The 18,238-nt window shown below is 55.7% G+C and carries 14 protein-coding genes; all 14 read left to right on the top strand.

Translation table 11 applies throughout. From position 1 onward, the window contains the following. The first annotated feature begins 72 nt into the window (after positions 1-72). The 14 genes from ACETPC_RS14170 (at position 73) to ACETPC_RS14105 (ending at position 18,229) form a co-directional block, all read left to right on the top strand. Positions 73-2,634, top strand: coding sequence for a fimbria/pilus outer membrane usher protein (locus tag ACETPC_RS14170; RefSeq protein WP_380182296.1), 2,562 nt, complete (start codon positions 73-75; stop codon positions 2,632-2,634). Beyond that, on the top strand, positions 2,622-3,185 hold the full coding sequence (locus ACETPC_RS14165) for a fimbrial protein (RefSeq protein ID WP_380182294.1): 564 nt from the start codon (positions 2,622-2,624) through the stop codon (positions 3,183-3,185). Before ACETPC_RS14170 ends, ACETPC_RS14165 begins: the two co-directional genes overlap by 13 nt. Before the next feature lie 82 nt (positions 3,186-3,267). Then, on the top strand, positions 3,268-3,798 hold the full coding sequence (tssB, locus tag ACETPC_RS14160) for a type VI secretion system contractile sheath small subunit (RefSeq protein ID WP_380182293.1): 531 nt from the start codon (positions 3,268-3,270) through the stop codon (positions 3,796-3,798). Between the two features lie 17 nt (positions 3,799-3,815). Further along, positions 3,816-5,309 (top strand): type VI secretion system contractile sheath large subunit, encoded by a 1,494-nt coding sequence (gene tssC / locus ACETPC_RS14155; protein ID WP_380182291.1) that lies wholly within the window; start codon positions 3,816-3,818, stop codon positions 5,307-5,309. A gap of 118 nt (positions 5,310-5,427) precedes the next feature. Further along, complete coding sequence (locus ACETPC_RS14150; protein WP_380182289.1) at positions 5,428-5,913, top strand: Hcp family type VI secretion system effector; 486 nt, start codon at positions 5,428-5,430, stop codon at positions 5,911-5,913. 96 nt (positions 5,914-6,009) lie between these two features. Further along, a complete protein-coding gene (tssJ, locus tag ACETPC_RS14145) occupies positions 6,010-6,543 on the top strand; it encodes a type VI secretion system lipoprotein TssJ (protein WP_380182287.1) in 534 nt (177 codons plus the stop codon). Between the two features lie 3 nt (positions 6,544-6,546). Then, positions 6,547-7,893 (top strand): type VI secretion system baseplate subunit TssK, encoded by a 1,347-nt coding sequence (gene tssK / locus ACETPC_RS14140; RefSeq protein WP_380182285.1) that lies wholly within the window; start codon positions 6,547-6,549, stop codon positions 7,891-7,893. Beyond that, entirely contained in the window at positions 7,893-9,230 is a 1,338-nt protein-coding gene (tssL, locus tag ACETPC_RS14135; RefSeq protein ID WP_380182283.1) for a type VI secretion system protein TssL, long form, read from the top strand. The genes tssK and tssL overlap by 1 nt, the downstream gene beginning before the upstream one ends. 11 nt (positions 9,231-9,241) lie before the next feature. After that, positions 9,242-13,066 carry a type VI secretion system membrane subunit TssM gene (gene tssM, locus ACETPC_RS14130; RefSeq protein WP_380182281.1) on the top strand — a complete coding sequence of 1,275 codons (3,825 nt, stop codon included), beginning with the start codon at positions 9,242-9,244 and terminating at the stop codon, positions 13,064-13,066. Positions 13,067-13,095: 29 nt separating this feature from the next. After that, positions 13,096-13,710, top strand: a complete 615-nt coding sequence (locus ACETPC_RS14125) for a hypothetical protein (protein WP_380182279.1) — start codon at positions 13,096-13,098, stop codon at positions 13,708-13,710. A 95-nt stretch (positions 13,711-13,805) separates the two neighbouring features. After that, positions 13,806-16,217, top strand: coding sequence for a type VI secretion system tip protein TssI/VgrG (tssI, locus tag ACETPC_RS14120; protein WP_380182682.1), 2,412 nt, complete (start codon positions 13,806-13,808; stop codon positions 16,215-16,217). 93 nt (positions 16,218-16,310) lie between these two features. Next, on the top strand, positions 16,311-16,577 hold the full coding sequence (locus ACETPC_RS14115) for a PAAR domain-containing protein (RefSeq protein ID WP_380182277.1): 267 nt from the start codon (positions 16,311-16,313) through the stop codon (positions 16,575-16,577). Positions 16,578-16,580: 3 nt separating this feature from the next. Beyond that, entirely contained in the window at positions 16,581-17,414 is an 834-nt protein-coding gene (locus ACETPC_RS14110; RefSeq protein WP_380182275.1) for a TagK domain-containing protein, read from the top strand. Positions 17,415-17,431: 17 nt separating this feature from the next. Continuing rightward, a complete protein-coding gene (locus ACETPC_RS14105) occupies positions 17,432-18,229 on the top strand; it encodes a type VI secretion system accessory protein TagJ (protein WP_380182273.1) in 798 nt (265 codons plus the stop codon). Positions 18,230-18,238: the final 9 nt, after the last annotated feature.

Here is an 18,238-nt window from a genome sequence, read left to right as displayed (position 1 = left end):
TTATTGCAAAAGGCCGGGAGTGGCCAAAAAAAGAAGCGGCGGTTTGGTCACTGGATAAAAGGAGTTTGCCAGATGCATCATCCTGAACCATTTTTATCTGAAAAGCGGATGCAGTTTTCGCCGGGCTTAGCGTTAAGCAGGACGTTTATCGCCAGCGCTATTTATATGACGCTGGCCGCCCAGGCCGCAGCAGATGAAACGTCGACGATAATGGAATTTAATCCGGCTTTCGTACATGGCGCAACGATAGACGTCTCTCGTTTTGCTACCGGCAACGTGGTGGATCCCGGCAGCTATACCGTGACCGTGTTGGTAAATAATGTAAGCCATGGCAAGGCTACCTTGCCTTTTTATGCTTTTGACGGCCAGTCAGGCGCGCAGCCCTGTTTTACGCTGGATGCTTTACAGCGGCTGGGCGTGAAAACAGAAGAAATCAAAGAGAGCTTCGCGCAGGCTGTTATCGCTAAAGGAAACTGCGCGCGTTTGGAAAAGGCTATTCCCGGCAGCAGTAGTAATTACGACAGCGGCGATATTCTGCTCTCATTAATTATTCCGCAGGCTTATATGCACTATTTCCCGCGAGGTTATACCGATCCGGCAAGCTGGGAAGCAGGCGTGCCCGCTGTTTTTATTGATTATCGCAATAACTTTTACAATCTCTATAGCGGGCCGGAAAGCCGCTCGCATCACTACAGCAATAACCTTAACCTGACCGCAGGCGTAAACGCGGGCGGATGGCGGCTCAGAAAGCAGCTCAACAACGTCTGGTCAAACCAGGATGGAATGAAAACCACCAGCCAGTATGGCTATGGACAGACCGATATTATAGCGCTGAAAAGCCAGCTAACGCTTGGCGACAGCGCTACGCGCGGTTTGCTGTTCGACAGCTTTACGCTGCGCGGCATCCAGCTACAGTCGGACGAACGCATGTTGCCGGACGGCATTCGCCATTATGTCCCGCTACTGCGCGGCATTGCGGAAAGCAACGCCAGAGTCCGGGTCATGCAACGCGACCAGATTGTTTACGAAACCACGGTGCCGCCCGGCCCGTTCGAGCTGGCGGACGTTGGTGCCATGGGCTACGGCGGCGATCTGCTAATGACCATCACGGAAGCCAACGGCAGCGAACGCAGCCAGACGATTCCTTTCTCCGCGCCGCCGATGCTGCTGCATAAAGGCGTTTCGCAATTTAGCTTCGCTGGCGGTCAGCTGCGCGACAGCAGTCTGCGCCATCATCCTGAGTTGTTCGAGGGCGTTTATCAGTATGGCCTGGCGAACATGTATACGATCTACGGCGGCACGCAGCTGACGGAACACTACCGCGCCTTTGCAGCAGGCAATGCTTTTAACACGCCGATCGGCGGCATTTCGCTTGACGGCACCCATGCGAAAACCGAGCTGGCGAACGGCAAAACCACCAGCGGTAACAGCTTCCGTATCGGCTACAGCAAATATCTGGAGTCAACTAACACCGACATCATGCTGGCCGCCTGGCGCTACTCCACAAAAGGCTATTACAACCTGCGGGAAGCCAGTATTGCCCATGACGACAGGAGTGCCAGCTATTACGAACCGAGTTACCGCGCCCGCCAGCGCCTGACGTTGACGCTGGGGCAGCCGCTCTGGCATGGGGCTTATCTTAACGCTTCAGGCAGTCTTTACCGCTATTGGGACGGACGCCCGCCGGTGACGCAGTATTCGTTGAGTTATAGCCAGAGCGCCCGCTATTTTTCCTGGTCGCTTGCCGCCAGCCGTTCAAAGCGCGCTGAGGCTACGGACTTAAACAGCATCACGCTTTCCGTGAATGTGCCGCTGGGCGCGGGCGGCGTGACCAGTAAGCCGCTGTTCAATTCACTTTATAGCTCCTATACCCACGACAATGCGGGGAATGCGCTGTTCCAGACCAACGCTACCGGCTATCAGGGCGATCGCAACGAGCTGACTTACGGCGTCGGCGCCTCTCTTGGACAGCATCGCGACAGCATCGACAGTCAGTCCGTCACCGGCAACCTTAGCTATCGCTCGCCTTATGGCCAGTTGGGGATAACCGGTTCGGGAACCCGTTTCGCTTCCCGGCAGCTGTCGCTGTCGGCTAACGGCAGCCTGATAGCGCATCAGGGCGGCATAACGGCGGGGCCGCAGCTGGGCGACAACGCCTTCGCTATCGTCAACGTGCCCGGCGGCAAAGGCGCGAAACTGCAAAATGGCTATGGTTCGGTGGTCGACGGACGCGGCTACGCAATTATGCCGTCGCTAACGGCCTACCGAAAAAATAGCGTTGCGGTGGACGCAAAAGGGCTGCCGGATACCGTCGATGTTATGGAAAACGAAGCCGTAGTCATTCCGCGCGCTGGCGCTGCGCTGTCCGTAAAAATGAAAACGCTGACGGGCGCGCCCGCCATTCTGACGGTCAGGGAAAGCGACGGCGGATATCTGCCCGTCGGCACGGAACTCGTTGATGCGCAGGGCGTCAGCCAGACCATCGTCGGCCAGCGAGGCCAGGCGTTTATTCGCGGCTGGGAGCATGCTGGCGGCACGTTATCGGTGGCGGGCGAAGAAGCAAAAAAATGCCGCGCGGGCGCGGAGCAAAACAGAAACGGCATGCTTTACCTGGAGGTCATATGCTCGCGATAAACAAGGGCTGGCCGCTGGCGGCGTTGCTGATGAGCTGGGCCGCGCTGTCCGGCAAGGCGGATACGGGCTGTAGCCGCTGCACTATCGAGGTGCTGTTCCAGGGGGTCTACACCGATGAAACCTGCGTCGTCAGCATCAACGGCGGCAGCAATATTGAAACGGTAACGCTGCCTACGCTTGCCGTTAGCGCGCTCTCGTCAGCAGGCGACGAAGCGGGTGCCAAAGACTTTGCCATTGCGCTGAAAGATTGCCCGGCCGATCGCAAGGTCAGCGTTACTTTTATCAGTAATTTAGCTCAGGCCGACGCCGCCACCGGCAATCTTGTGAACGCCAGCGGCGAGAACTACAGCAAAAACGTCCAGATCAGGCTCCGCAAAGAGGATGGCTCTCAGATCGCTATCGATAACGCAGAAAGCGGGCAGGAATACTTTATACCGGCTACCGGCGAAGAGGTCAGTCACGATTATTCAGCAGGCTACTATGCCAAAACATCCGGCGTCACGGCAGGCAGCGTGAAAGCCGTGGCCGGGATCCAACTGGTCTACAAATAGGAGGAGCAGGAGTCTGTAGCGCAGTCAGCAAGTAAACGGAACCGAAGAGATTTTTTCTAAAGCACGGTGAAAGGGAAATCAAATGTTAAGAAACGGCAGTGCTCAAAAATTTATCGCCCGCAACAGGGCGCCACGCGTACAGATTGAATACGATGTGGAAATTTACGGCAGCGAAAAAAAGATCGAGTTGCCTTTTGTGATGGGCGTTTTGGCCGATTTATCCGGTAAGGCGCTGGAGCCGTTGCCGCCGGTGGCCGATCGCAAATTTCTCAGTATTGATATCGATAATTTTGACGAGCGGATGAAAGCCATGAAGCCGCGTGTGGCTTTTGCCGTGCCCAATACCTTAACGGGAGAAGGGCAGTTAATGATCGATATGACTTTTGAAAGCATTCACGATTTTTCGCCGGACGAAATCGCTAAAAAAGTGGACTCGCTCTCTCAACTGCTGGAGGCGCGCACGCAGCTGGCCAACCTGCAAACCTATATGGACGGCAAGGCTGGCGCGGAAAGCCTGGTAATGAAAGTCCTGCAGGATAAATCACTGCTGAACACGCTGGCTTCGGCGCCGAGGCCGGAGCAAACCGACAACGGCCAGTTACCCAAAGAGTAAGGGGAGAGAGAAAGAACATGTCGATGCAAACTGAGAAAACAAGCCAGGCGGCCAGCACCAGCTACAACGATTTTAAATCGCTGCTGAGCAAAGAATTCAAGCCCAAGTCCGACCAGGCGAAATCGGCCGTGGAAAGCGCGGTGAAAACTTTGGCCGAGCAGGCGCTCGCCAGTTCGGTCACTATGGCCGATGACGCCTATAAAAATATCGCCGCCTTTATCGCCGAGATCGATCACAAGCTTTCGGAACAGATCAACCTGATCCTGCATCATCCTGAGTTTCAGGCTCTGGAGAGCGCGTGGCGCGGCCTGCATTATCTTGTGTACAACACCGAAACCGACGAAAAGTTAAAGCTGCGCTTTATGGATATTTCCAAGGATGAGCTGCGACGTAATATGCGACGCTACAAAGGCATCGCCTGGGATCAAAGCCCGCTGTTTAAACAGATTTATGAAGAAGAATATGGTCAGCTTGGCGGCGAACCTTATGGCTGTCTGGTGGCGGATTATTACTTCGATCACACCGCGCCGGATGTCGATCTGCTGGCGTCGATAGGCAAGATCGCCGCCTCTGCTCATGTGCCTTTTATCACCGGCGCTGCGCCTTCAGTGCTGCAAATGGATTCCTGGCAGGAGCTGGCCAATCCGCGCGATCTGACCAAGATTTTTACCCAGAACCTGGAATATGCGGCGTGGAACTCGCTGCGCCAGTCGGAAGACTCGCGTTATATCGGCCTGGCCATGCCGCGTTTTCTGTCGCGCCTGCCCTATGGTATCCGCACTAATCCCGTGGATGACTTCAATTTTGAAGAAACAACCGACGGTGCGGATCACAGTAAATATGCCTGGTCTAACGCGGCCTATGCGATGGCAGTAAATATTAACCGTTCCTTTAAACACTACGGCTGGTGCACGCTAATTCGCGGCGTGGAAAGTGGCGGCGTAGTAGAAGGTCTGCCTTGTCATACTTTCCCCACCGACGACGGCGGCATAGATATGAAATGCCCAACGGAAATCGCTATTTCCGATCGACGAGAAGCGGAACTGGCTAAAAATGGCTTTATTCCATTAATCCATCGTAAAAATACCGATTACGCCGCTTTTATCGGCGCGCAGTCCTTGCAGAAACCCGCGGAATATTACGATCCGGATGCTACGGCGAACGCTAACCTTTCCGCCCGTCTGCCCTATATGTTTGCCTGCTCGCGCTTCGCTCACTATCTGAAATGCATAGTGCGCGACAAAATCGGCACGTTTAAAGAACGCGACGAAATGCAGAAATGGCTGAACGACTGGATTATGAATTACGTCGATGGCGATCCGGTTAATTCAACTTTTGAAACCAAGGCGCGCCGCCCTTTGGCCGCAGCGGAAGTGGTGGTTGAGGATGTGGAAGGCAATCCGGGCTATTACCAGGCGAAATTTTTCCTGCGTCCGCACTTCCAGCTGGAAGGCCTGACGGTTTCGCTACGCATGGTCGCTAAATTGCCCTCGCTGAAAGGGGCGGCGTAACAATAGCGGCGAAATTGTTAAAGACGGTGTGATTAGCCCGCCAGGGCAAGCCGTCTTTAACAGAATGTGTTGCGCGTAAGCGTAACGATCTTAACGAGTGCTAAATAAGGGAATTATCATGGCACAGGATATGTTCATTAAAATCGACGGCATTGAAGGCGAGTCGCTTGATGCCACCCATACCAATGAAATCGAAGTACTGGAGTGGCACTGGGATGTTTCTCAGCATTCCAATATGCACAGCGGATCCGGCGGCGGTTCAGGCAAGGCCAGCGTAGCCGATTTCTGCTTTACCCATTACACCGACAAGGCCAGCCCTAATTTACTGAGCTACTGCCTGACCGGTAAACATATTAAAAATATTGTTTTCGTGGTGCGTAAAGCAGGCGGCGATCCGCTGGAATATCTGACTATCACTTTTAGCGACACTATTATCACCCGTGTCGATATGTCAGGTTCTTCCGAAGATGAAACTCGCCCTCGCGAACTGGTGAAATTCTCCTTCACCAAAGTAACTCAGGATTATGTCATGCAGAATTCTGAAGGCAGCAAGTCCGGCGTTATTTCCGCAAGCTATGACGTCAAAGCTAACCTGAGCAGCTAATTAAGTAAGCCATGCCTGCCATCCTGGCTGATGGCAGGCTTTTCAGCGTGCCGAACTGAATACCTGCCACTCCGGCCCAGGCAGAATGAGGTAAGAATGTATTTAAAAAGAGTGGCCCGATATCCGATGGGCTTTTTACTTATTTTAGCCGTTTTAGCGTTATCCGGCTGCGCTTCTCCTTTTAGCCCTTTTAGCGAGAAAAAAGCGCCGGAGTTAACTATTCGGCTGGAGGCGGCGAAAGATATTAATCCCAATGAAAAAGAGGAAGCTGCGCCGCTGGATATTGCTTTTTACCTTTTGAAATCGGTGGATAATTTCGAAAACAGCGATTTTTTTACCCTGGTGGACGGCACCAACCCGACACTGCAGGCCGAAGCGAAAAAAGCATATGAAGGCATATTACAGCCCGGCGAAACCCGAATTATTACCCTAACGCCAGAAAAAGAGACGATGGCGCTGGGCATCGTCGCCGCCTATCGGGATATCGACAGGGCTGGCTGGAGCGAAACCTGGCCACTTTATAAAAAACATAAAAAACGTTCCTGGTGGCGAAAGGTCTTGCCCGGTGAGACGGTCGCCCTGACGGTGCATTTCGGCGCCTTAGCTATCACACTTGATAAAACGGATTAACCAGTGAGAACAAATAAAGTCGTCTGGAGCGAGGGATTGTTTCTGCGCCCTCAGCTGTTTCAACAGCAGGAACGCTATTTCGAGTATTACGCGCACAAACGGGCGGCGACGATTTCGCCTTTTTTCTGGGGCTTCGCCCATTATGAAATCGATATGGAAGCCTTGTCTTACGGCAAGCTGGTGCTGCGCGCCGGGCGTGGCGTCCTGCCGGACGGCACGCCTTTCGATATTCCCGGCCACGCCGAGCTTCCCGAGCCGCTGACCATCACGCCGGATCATCTGAATAAGCTGATTTTCCTGGCGGTGCCGCTGCGGCTGGACAACAGCGACGAAACTATCTTCGATCGCTACGACAGCGGCTCGCTGGCGCGTTTTGCCGCTTTTGAAACGGAACTTAGCGACACCAACGCGATCCGGCAAGGCCCTAAACCGATCCAGCTGGCGCGGCTGCGTCTGAGCCTGATCGCCGAAAGTGAAATGACGGAATCCTGGATCGGACTGCCGCTGACCAAAGTCAGAGCGATCCAGCCCGACGGCAGCGTGCTGCTGCACAGCGAAGATTATATTCCGCCCGTTACGGGCTACGCGGCCAGCACGCTGCTGAGTGAATGGCTGACCCATCTGAACGGGCTGGTGAAAATGCGCGCCGAAATGCTGGCGAACCGCTTGTCAGGCAGCGACGGCAAAGCCAGCGCCAGCGCGGAAGTGGTCGATTATCTGCTGCTGCAAATTTTTAATAAATATGAGCCGGTGCTGGATCATCTGCGGCACGTGCCCGAGCTGCCGCCGATTATGCTTTATCAGGAGCTGGCGAAATTTTCGGGCGAGCTGTCGACTTTTATTCGCACCCAAACGCGACGGCCAATCGGCGCGCCCGGTTACGATCATGCCAGGCTTTATCCCTCTATCCGTCCGCTGGTAGAAGATCTGCACTATCTGCTTAATCAGATCCTGGTGCGCGCTGGCCAGATGATCGACCTACATGCAAAAGGCAACGGCGTCTGGACGGCGGCAATGCTGCCGGGCGAACTGCGCGAGTTTTCCAATCTGGTGCTGGCCGTGCACGCCCAGCTGCCGATGGATGTGCTGCAACAGCAGTTTTCGGCGCAGGCGAAGATCAGCGCGCCGCAGCAGCTGCACGAACTGGTGCGTTCGCATTTGCCGGGGCTGGTGCTACAGGGGCTACCTGTGCCGCCGCGCCAGATCCCTTACCATTCCGGCTATGTCTATTTCGATCTGCTGCAAAGCGGGCCTTTCTGGGAAAAAATCGCCGGCACCGGCGCGCTGGCGCTGCATATCGCCGGGGATTTCCCTGACCTGAAAATGGAGCTTTGGGGAGTCAGGAACTGATGAGCGATGAGAGCCAACAGGCCGCGCCGGAAGAGGCGCTGACGCCGCAGGCGCTGGGCCGGTTTCTGCTCGACGAAGAGGCGGAAGCCGCTAACGCGCCGTCACGCGACGATCTGGACGCTTTAATGCTGGCCTGGGCCGGGCAGAGACAGGATGTGTCGCTACAGAGCGAAGGCGTGCAGCAGCGCGTGCATAAGGCTCGCACGGCTGAAAACCCGCTGCTGGAAGCCGCGCAACCGCTGCTGCGCGCGCTTAGCGATATGCCGGAAACCGTCCGCTCGCCGGAACACGTTGAGCTGCTGAAGCGCAGCCTGAAAAATGAAATTAACCTTTTCAACGTGGTGTGCGATGAGGCCAATATTGCCTGGAAAAAGATGGCCATCGTGCGCTATTGCCTCTGCACCGCGCTGGACGAAGCGGCGCATACCACGGCCTGGGGCATTCAGACCGGCTGGTCGCAAAGCAATATCCTTAATCATTTTGAGGGCGACAACGACGGCGGCAACAAATTTTTTCTGCTGATCGGCAGGCTTTCCATGAACCCGCACGAATATGTTGATGTGCTTGAGGTGCTGTTGCGCATCCTCGGACTGGGCTTTGAAGGCCGCTACAGCATTCTTGAGGATGGCGATCGCCAGCTGACCAGGATTCGCCAGCGCCTGCTGACGTTGATTCAGAGTACGCGCGATTCACTGTCGCCGGTTCTGTCACCGCACGGCGCCGCCATCCGGGGCCAGAAAAGGCGGGAAAGACGCATTGTGCCCGTGCGGGTGACGCTGCTGCTGGCCTGTTTGCTGGTTGGCAGCGTCTGGCTGTGGTGCAAATACTGGCTGGCTTCGCAGCAGGTCACTCTACAGCAGCGCGTCTACGCCATGCAGCACCTGAACGTCAGTCGGCCAGTGACCACGGCCAGACTAAGGCTGGCTATCCTGCTGAAAGAAGAGATCAGAAAACGCATGGTCAGCGTGGACGAAACGCAAAGCCAGAGCAAAGTGGTTTTTCGGGGCGATTCCGTTTTTCTTTCCGGCTCGGACAAGGTTATGCCGGAAATGGAACACATTATCAAACGCGTGGCGAAGGAAGTGCACCGCGTCAACGGCACCGTGGTGATTGTCGGACATACCGATTCCACGCCCGTTAAATCAAAAACCTTCCCCAACAACCAGGTGCTGTCGGAAAAACGAGCGGCGGATGTAGCCCGCTACTTCCTGGCGGAGGGCATTGCGCCGGAAAAAATCAGCGTTAAGGGCGCCGGGGAGAGCCAGCCCATTAGCAGTAATAAAGACAAACAAGGGCGTGCGCAGAATCGGCGCGTAGAATTTTTCGTGACCTATTAATGAGCTAAAGCATGTTTAATCTGAACAGGATGTTCTCGCCTCGCGGCTTCAAAATAGCCATGGTTATCGCGTTTTTCGCGCTGATCATCGCCGCCATTTGGTTTTTGGGGCCTTTGCTGGGGTTCGGTGAAACGCGTCCGCTGGCCGGGATCGAGGCGCGGATTATCTTTATCGCGCTGGCGCTACTCTGCCTTATCGGGCTCTGGTTTAGCGTGCCGCTGTTTCTGCTGCTGGCCATCACGGCCTGTGTCATCGTCTGGACTATCGGCCCCTATTTCCTGATTGGCGAAGGCTATCCGCTGGCGGGGATCGCTGCCAGATGCACTTTGATCGGCGTGATCCTGTTAGTGACGTTGCTGTACGGCGGCTGGAAGCTGCTGCTGGCGCTGAAAAGCAACCCTAAGCTGCTGGACAGGTTTTTCAGCGTAAAAGAAGAGAAAGAGGCAAAAGATCCCGGCGAGATTAACGCCACTATCCGCGACGCGGCGGCCTATGTCAGGCAAATGCGTAAAAACGGTACGCTGCTGCAACGGTTTCTTTTTTCGGGAAAAATGCGCAGCGACCTGCCCTGGTACATGGTAACCGGTACTTCAGGCGCCGGCAAAACTACGGCGATCCTCTCTTCAGGCCAGCATTTTCCCCTGCCGGAGCAGCTCAATAAGGTCTGTAAAGAGAGCTTGCCCACCCGCAATTGTGAATGCTGGTTCGCTAACGAAGCGCTGTTTATCGATACGGCAGGCAAATATATCGATTCGGCGGACGAGCAGCCGGAGTGGCACGGCATTATAAAAGCCATCCGCAAATATCGTGCGGCACAGGCGGTTAACGGCGCGATCGTTACCCTGTCTATTACCGACATCATGGGCAAAAACAAAACGGAACTGTACGATTTATCCGCAAAAGTCCGTGCCCGGCTTGATCATATGCGCAGCGCGCTGGGCGTGCGCTTTCCTGTTTACGTGCTGGTGACCAAGCTGGATTTGCTGCTGGGGTTTGCCGAATATTTTCGTAGCCTGACCGAGCAGGAGCGCGAACAGCCGTGGGGCGTCACTTTTCCCTGGGGCGAAGAGAGCAAAGGCGCCACTGGCGATCTTCGCGAGCGCATCGAAGCGGAGTTTAGCCTGCTGGAAAACCGGCTCGAACGCTATATGACGGTACGCCAGCAGGAAGAGTACGACAATGCGGACAGAAAGCGGATGTACGCGCTGCCGCAGGATTTCAGAATGCTGCTTGAAGGCGTAACGGAAGTCGCGCAGAACATTTTTTTCGCCTCCCGCTACGACGAGAACCAGGGCTACAGCTCGCTGCGCGGCATCTATTTCGTCAGCAGTCACCAGCCTGAAAACAGCGTGATGGTTAACAACGGCACGCTGATACAAAAATGGCGCAACTTTATTGCCAATCGTCATGCGGTTCCGCTGGCCGTTCCGGCTTCGCTCGCGCCGGAAAACGATGCGCTGGTGAAGGACGTCGCCTGGGGAAGACACTATTTTCTTAAGGAAGTCTTTGCGGAGATTATCCTGAAAGATGCCGATCTGGCCCGGCGCAACCTGCGGGTGGAAACCAAATACCGCTTTCAAAATTTCTTCGGCCACTGTTTTTGCATCGCCCTCGGCATCTGGCTGCTGAGCGGGATTTATTACAGCTACGGCAACAACGGCGATTATCTGGCGACGGCGGCGCAAAAGGCGACAAGGCTGGAAGCGGAAGTAAAAAGCTATGAGAAAAAGGCCGATGAAAACCGGCTGCCGCTGCTGCTGAACCTGGCGCAGTATCTGCCGGAGTACGGCGGGCTGGACGTGCTGCATCCCGAACTTCCTTTTCGCTATGGCCTTTATATCGGTAAAAATCTGGCCGAAGACGCCGATAGCCTTTATCACTATTTTCTGCGGCGGCTGCTGTTTCCGCTGATTGAAAGCCAGGCGCACGAAGCCTTACAGAACGCCGTTTACGGACGCGATAACGCGGAAATTTACCGCTGCCTTAAACGTTATCTGATGCTGGCGGGCCAGGGCGAATTTAATCTGGCCTGGCTGGTCAGCGAAATTGCCAGCGACTGGGACAACGCCGGAAAAATTCAGCCTTATGAAGAGCGAAGTCTGTTTATTGCTCATCTCAACGCGCTTTTCGCCAGCCCGGACTGGCGCCAGTACGGCCAGCCGACGGATAAAAATTTGGTAGCGGAAGCGCGCGAGATATTAAACCGCAACACGCTGAATAACCGACTCTATGAACGCGTGATGGCGCAGATGCAGACGGAAGCGCCAGAAAACCTGACCCTGAGCAAAATGACCGATGAGGATGCCGGTCAGATCTTTACCCTGAACGATGCCGATCTGGCGGAGAAAGGCATGCCGGGGATTTTTACCTGGGAAGGCTATCACCAGGTTTTTAAAAAAAAACTCGGCACGACGGTGCGGGATTTACAGGCTGAAGATAGCTGGGTGATGGGCAATGAGGGCGCGGCAGGCGGCCTGAAATCGCTAAAAGTGGACAAGGGCGCGGGCGTGGTAGATCCCACCCGCGAGGCGCTGATGAAGCTTTACCTGAAAGAGTACACCCGGCGCTGGCAGGCTTTTTTGCAAAGTATCCGCCTGAAAAGCGAGGGCGCGGAGCATAACAATACCGGGCTGTCGTTCGATATCTATATGCTGCGCGCGCTGGTTGCTACCAATTCGCCGCTGATAAATCTGGCAAGGCGCGCCGTAAGGGAAACCACGCTGGCGGAAGATCAACAGGAGAGCCTGCTGAAAAACCAGAGCCTGAGCGGTACCAGGCTGACCAGCGGGCGGCTGACGGATGCCGCGGCAAAGCTTAACCTGGCGCTGGCCGCGCACGAAAAGAAGGTGCTGCGTCAGGGCGTCGATAACTATTTTGTGCCGCTGCGTGAATTTGTTGGCGGCGGCGAGCAGGGAACGGGCGCGGCTTCCGGCACCAAACTTCATCAGATCATGGGCGTGCTGAACGATCAATATACGCTGCTGGTGATCTCCGACAGCGCGCTCAGAAACGGCAATCTGCCAGCGGTATCCGATGCCGGACAGCGGCTGAGCGCCGAGTCCGCTGTCTGGCCCGATCCCTTTAAATACATTATCGCCCCGCTGCTGAACGGCGCTTATCGGCGGGTGAATCACCAGATTGTTTACAGCAGCAACAGAACCATAGCTTCAGGCCCTGGCGAAGTTTGCCGCAGTACGCTGCAGGGCCGCTATCCCTTTGCTGACAATAGCGAGGAGGTCAGCCTGCGCGATTTCGAGCGTTTCTTTGCTGCTGGCGGCGTGCTGGATGATTATTTCCAAAAAAATCTGGCGGATAAGGTGGATACCGCCAGCACGCCCTGGCGCTATCGCGGCGACATCAATTTGCAGGCTTCGGAAGCGCTGGATGTGTTCGAGCAGGCGGCGGCAATTCGCAGCGCTTTCTTTCAAAACGGCGGCCGCACGCTGGGCATCGATTTTTCCGTGGCTATTCCCTATCTGGCGCCGTCGGTGACCCAGCTTAACCTCAATTTCGACGGCAGCGTGATGGGCTATTCCCACGGCCCGGTGACGCCCAAACTTTTCCACTGGCCGGGTACGCGGGCTGAATCGGTGGTGAATATGAGCACTAAGCCGCGCATTTTGTCGCAGGAAAACGGCCTGACGCTGACCGGCCCCTGGGCGCTAATGCGCTGGCTGGATACCGTCAACGATATCGCTACGTCAGCTTCCGGGCAGCCGGTGCTGCTGTTTAACCTTCACCGGCGACCTATCAAGATTGAAGTAACCGGCCTGACTTACGGCGATGAGCTTATCGTTGATTTACTTAAAAATTTTAACTGCCCCGGCGCATTCTGACCGGCGGGGCTGCGGAGCGAAACATCACTGTGCGCATCATTATTATTGCCAGGGAGGCTCGCGTACCGGCGCTAAGCCGGGAGCGGAAAAAAGTCGCTGCGGCGTTAGCAGAGAAAATAGTGCCCGCGATGCGGCCGACGCTACCAGGCCAGCTGCTGCCCAAAGCCTATCCCTGGTGTTTCGTGCTGCCGCCGCTGGGGAAAAGAGATCGCTTTTATGTGGGCGCGCTGACCACTGATGAAAAGGCAGCAGTTTCCGCGCTCTATGCCGCAGTCAGCTATCGCTGGCTACAGGAGGCGTTGGCAACAAATTTTCATCCTGGCTTCTGGCTGGCGAGGATTATGACGGTACAGCAGGGCGTGGCTCATCAGGACAGGCCGTTGAAGTCGTGGCTCGACCTGCTGCGCTCCCACTATTCTCCGCTGCGCGAAAAGCTACTTAACGAGAGCTACCGCTTTCGCAGCCAGTCGGATCTGCTGCTTGCCGGGCATGGTGAGTTTGATGACATCCTCACTGAAGACAAGGGCGTCGGCAGGATGCCGTGGCCGGAATGGCCCGCAGCTATTCGGGCCGGCAATCAGGCCTGGCTCTGGCGGCAAAGCCGCTACGGCAAAATCATCGACTCACAACGGCTTGACTGGTGAAGAAAAGGTGAGGGAGATCCGTTCCCTTAACGTGCAATATAAACCAAGGAACAGGTGTGGATATGGCAAGAACCATTACGTTAAGTAGTTCAGCGATGCCTCTGTTGCTGGGCGAAACCGCGCTGGTGTTAACAAAGCTGGAAGGAAAAGAATCATTTTCTTCTTTATATAGCTATACGCTGACCGCGAAGACGCCCGCCAATGATTTAATTCCATGGCAGTCGGCAGCAAACGTCGATATTAAAGCGCTGATAGGCAAAGAAATGACCGTCGCCATCGAGCTTGACGGCAACGGCCTTGACGAGGCGATCGGCATCGGTGCAGGCAGCCGTGAAATTTCCGGCCTGGTGCAGCGTGCGCGCTTTCTCGGTCGCGACGCCAACCAGGCTATTTACGAAATTATTGTTCGGCCCTGGCTTTACCTCACGGAGCTGACTTCTGATTTCAAAATATTCCAGCAAAAAAACGTGGTGACTATCATCGACGAGGTGCTGGCGGAATATAACTTCCCGATGGAGAAGCGGCTGACCGGCACCTATCCGCTGCTGGATTTTCAGGTGCAATATGGTGAAACGGACTTTAATTTTATTGAACGGCTGATGGAAGAGTGGGGCATCTACTGGTTTTTCGAGCACGAAGATCGGAAGCACAAGCTGGTGCTGGTGGATCACGTCGGCGCGCATAAAAGGTTCGCCAGCGAGGCCTACCACGTTTTGCACTATATGCCGAGCGAGCCTAAGGCCGGACAGGAATATATAACCCGCTTTGAGTTCCAGGAAACCATTACCTCCGGCAGGTGGTACACCAACGATTACGACTTCACGAAATCCCGCGCGGATATTTCGGCTATTGACGTTAAGCCTCGCCATACCAGCTTTAACGAAATGGAGCTTTATCACTGGCCCGGCGATTACGACCAGCCTGCAATCGGCGAACAGCTGGCGAAAGTGCGTATGGAAGAGCGCGGCGCGCTGGGATCGCGGGCGTCGGGCTATGGCGAACTGCGGGGCGTGGTGTGCGGCACCAATTTCGAGCTGCAAAACTATCCGCTGGAAAAAGCGAACCGGGAATATATGGTGATTTCCAGCGAGCTGACCGTGACGGACGTCAGCCAGGTAACCGGTATGGGGGATTTCAGCTATCAGTGCCACTTTACCGTCCAGCCGACCACCAAAATCTATCGTCATCCGCAGCGGGCGCGGCGCCCTAAAACCAGCGGGCCACAGACGGCGGTAGTTGTAGGGCCGCCGGGCGAAGATATCTGGACTGATACCTGGGGCCGGATCAAAGTGCGCTTTTTATGGGATCGCTACGGTCAAAACCGCGAGACGGATTCCTGCTGGATCCGCGTCAGCCAGGCCTGGGCGGGCAATAATTTCGGCGGCATTTATATCCCGCGCGTGGGCCATGAGGTCATTGTAGATTTTATCAACGGCGATCCGGATCGGCCGCTGGTGATCGGCAGCCTCTATAACAATGTGACGATGCCGCCCTGGGATCTGCCGGAAAACGCTACGCAAAGCGGCCTGGTCAGCCGTACCGTAGGCGGCGGCCGTACCAACTTCAACGGTATCCAGTTCGAGGACAAGCCTGGGCTGGAGCAGTACTGGGAACAGGCCGAACGAGATATGTCGCGCCTGACCAAGCGCAATGAGTCGCAGACCATTGGACTGCATTCCGATATTTCGGTCGGCGCAACGCGCTCTTTAAGCGTTGGCGCCAGCAGTTCCAGGGTGGTCGGGATCAATGAATCCACTACGGTCAATGGCAACAGTTCGTTAATGGTTGGCGCCGCTTACACCATCAATGTAGCTGGCGCGCAGTCTGACGACGTGGGCGGCGCTAAAGGCATTAATGTGGGCGGCGCCTTTATGAGTAACGTGGGCGGCTTTCATTCGCTGAGCGTAGGCGGTGCTTCTGCAATGAATGTAGGCGGTGCCTGGATGAATAATGTGGGCGGCTACTACTCGCTGAGCGCTGGCGGCTATATGGCCGCTATGGCGGGCGGCGCGATGTCGCTGATGGCGGGCGGCGTGCTTTCGCTTTGCGCAGGAAAAATCATTCTTTGCGCCGACCATATCGTGCTGCAGGGAGGTCAGGTCGATTTAAATCCGGGCGACTGCTGTAGCTGCTGTAGCTGTGGCGGCGGCGGTGGTGGTGGCGGGGGTGGTTTTATCGCCGGTATTCCCAGCCTGAAGATCTTTGGCTTTATCGGGCTGGTGTTCCCACTGCCTTGCTTGCCGATAGTGACCGTCACGGTTACGGTGCCCTGCACAACTGCAACGGAGCCGGTGCCAACGGTAACGACACCGGAGCCGGCGGTAACGGATCCGGTGCCAACGGCAACGACGCCGGAGCCGACGGTAACGGATCCGGTGCCAACGGCAACGACGCCGGAGCCGACGGTAACGGATCCGGTGCCAACGGCAACGACGCCAGAGCCGACGGTAACGCCGACGATTATCGCCAGAACGGCAATAACAAAGGACGACCCGGAAAATAATTAACGCATCTGGCAGCCTGTGGCTCATTAATAGTCAGCGAGCTGCAGGTTTTCTCTGCCGGACAACGCTCTGTTAAACAGCAAAAGGAGGTGAAATATGGGAAACCCAGCGGCCAGGCTTGGCGACGCTATTGCGCATGGCGGCGCGATAGTGAGCGGATCGGGCGATGTATTTACCAATAACTGCTCCGCAGCGGCCTTAGGCTTAAGCGCGGCGCCCTGTGCTTTGCACGGCGGCGCACCTGTGGCTTCAGGTTCGGGAAGCGTCTTTATCAACAACTGCAATGCGGCCCGGCTTGGCGATGTGACCGGCTGCGGAGCGGCCATCGTCAGCGGCTCAGGCAATGTCACTATCGGCGGCTAATCTATGCAATTACTGATGACCTGGCCCGATAACCAGCCTGCTTTTGCCCTTGGCGAGCGCTATACAAAAGAGCGGGCTGCCTGTTTTAACCCGCAAACCGGCGTATTCAGCGATGTCGGGCCGAGCGGAGGCGTGGTCTGGTTTTACACCACGGCGGGCGGGCCGGTCATTTTCAACGACTGCGTAAATTTGCTGTGCGTAGTGGATGACAACCTTGTGGTGCCAGGCGAGAGATACGCGCTGCGTCTTAACGCCGCTATCCAGATAGGGCATTACGCTTTTACGATTAACGCGGATGATGAGGCGGCTGATAAAGACGAAATACTCTACAGCCTGCTGGAAGCGCACGCCACAGAGGAAAAGGCCAATCTGGTTATACCGGAGGTGGAGACCATTCTGCCTAACGGTGGACACCATACGGGCGACTATCGCTATTTTAACGACGCCGTCTCGACAGTGGCGGAAACGGATATCCTGAAAAAACTGGAGGCGGAATATAAAAAATTCCTTATCTGGGGCGAGCAGAACCGGACTTTTGTCAGTGAACAGCCCACAGCGGTGCGGCTTCCCGACTGCGATGATTATTTTGATGCCGTCCGCGAAGAAATGAAGGCGAAAACGCTGACGGAATGCATTATCCAGGCACCCTCGCTGATCGATAAGGTTTGGGAAGAGCTGAACGTTGAAGGCGTTTCTGAAGCGTTAATTTTCGATGAGGAAAAAACGGACATTTTAAAACTGCTGGCGCCGGAGAATATCGCCTCGAAAGAGAAGAAGGCCGTACCGGAGCTGGTCTATCAGGATCTGTATAAACCGGGTCTGGACAGCCCTTACTAACAGGAATGGAAACCACTATGCATAAAGCTACTTCCCTGACCGCTTTACTGAAAACCTCTTCTTTAAGCGCGACTCTTGCTGAGGTTACGGCACAGGTTAAGGCTAAACCTGACGACTGCGCGCTGCGCAATACGTTGTTCAGGCTTTACTGCATTGAGGGCGAGTGGGAGAAAGCCCTGATGCAGCTACAAACTCTGGCTCTGCTGGATGAGACCGCGCAGAAGCAGTGCGAGTTGTACAAAAATTTAATTCTGAGCGAGCTAATGCGTGAAGAGGTGCTGGCGGGCAAGCGTAGCCCCGGCCTGTTTACCCCGACCACGCCGGAATGGATGACGCTGCTGCAACAGGCGAATAAGGCCCGGACAGAAAATAAGCCGGAGCGCGCCGAGGAGCTGCGCCAGCAGGCATTCGCGCTGGCACCGGAAAGCGCTGGCGGCGGCGAGACCCTCGGCAGATTCGTCTGGATCGCCGACAGCGACGGACGCATCGGGCCAGCCTGCGAATTTATCAGCGCGGGAGGCTATCGTCAGGTGCCCTTTGCTTCGCTCCAGCTGCTGAATGTCAGGCCGCCTGAAGATCTGCTCGATTTGGTCTGGGCACGCGCACAGATCAAAATTGGCGGCGAGTTTCACTACGGCTATGTGCCCGCCCGCTATCCGCTTAGCGCTGGCGCAGAGCAAAGCGAAAAGCTGGGGCTGCGCAGCGAATGGTTGCAGATCTCCGCTACGCTGGTCACCGGTGCAGGACGCAAGGTGCTGATTACCGACAGCGGCGAGATCTCGCTGCTGGAAGCGGCCAATATCCACTTCGATTAGGCCAGCACC

Origin of the sequence: Pantoea sp. sgz302252 (genome assembly GCF_042610525.1) — a bacterium.
Lineage (GTDB): Bacteria > Pseudomonadota > Gammaproteobacteria > Enterobacterales > Enterobacteriaceae > Erwinia.
The sequence above is the reverse complement of the archived record's forward strand: the minus strand, read 5'-3'. Positions and strand labels throughout refer to the sequence as shown.

What these genes read in the sequence shown, in the direction of transcription:
- tssL (WP_380182283.1), top strand. Translation starts at nt 7,893, where the DNA reads ATGAGCGATGAGAGCCAACAGGCCGCGCCGGAAGAGGCGCTGACGCCG.
- tssJ (WP_380182287.1), top strand. Translation starts at nt 6,010, where the DNA reads ATGTATTTAAAAAGAGTGGCCCGATATCCGATGGGCTTTTTACTTATT.
- ACETPC_RS14115 (WP_380182277.1), top strand. Translation starts at nt 16,311, where the DNA reads ATGGGAAACCCAGCGGCCAGGCTTGGCGACGCTATTGCGCATGGCGGC.
- ACETPC_RS14165 (WP_380182294.1), top strand. Translation starts at nt 2,622, where the DNA reads ATGCTCGCGATAAACAAGGGCTGGCCGCTGGCGGCGTTGCTGATGAGC.
- ACETPC_RS14150 (WP_380182289.1), top strand. Translation starts at nt 5,428, where the DNA reads ATGGCACAGGATATGTTCATTAAAATCGACGGCATTGAAGGCGAGTCG.
- tssC (WP_380182291.1), top strand. Translation starts at nt 3,816, where the DNA reads ATGTCGATGCAAACTGAGAAAACAAGCCAGGCGGCCAGCACCAGCTAC.
- tssB (WP_380182293.1), top strand. Translation starts at nt 3,268, where the DNA reads ATGTTAAGAAACGGCAGTGCTCAAAAATTTATCGCCCGCAACAGGGCG.
- ACETPC_RS14105 (WP_380182273.1), top strand. Translation starts at nt 17,432, where the DNA reads ATGCATAAAGCTACTTCCCTGACCGCTTTACTGAAAACCTCTTCTTTA.
- tssI (WP_380182682.1), top strand. Translation starts at nt 13,806, where the DNA reads ATGCCTCTGTTGCTGGGCGAAACCGCGCTGGTGTTAACAAAGCTGGAA.
- ACETPC_RS14110 (WP_380182275.1), top strand. Translation starts at nt 16,581, where the DNA reads ATGCAATTACTGATGACCTGGCCCGATAACCAGCCTGCTTTTGCCCTT.
- ACETPC_RS14170 (WP_380182296.1), top strand. Translation starts at nt 73, where the DNA reads ATGCATCATCCTGAACCATTTTTATCTGAAAAGCGGATGCAGTTTTCG.
- tssM (WP_380182281.1), top strand. Translation starts at nt 9,242, where the DNA reads ATGTTTAATCTGAACAGGATGTTCTCGCCTCGCGGCTTCAAAATAGCC.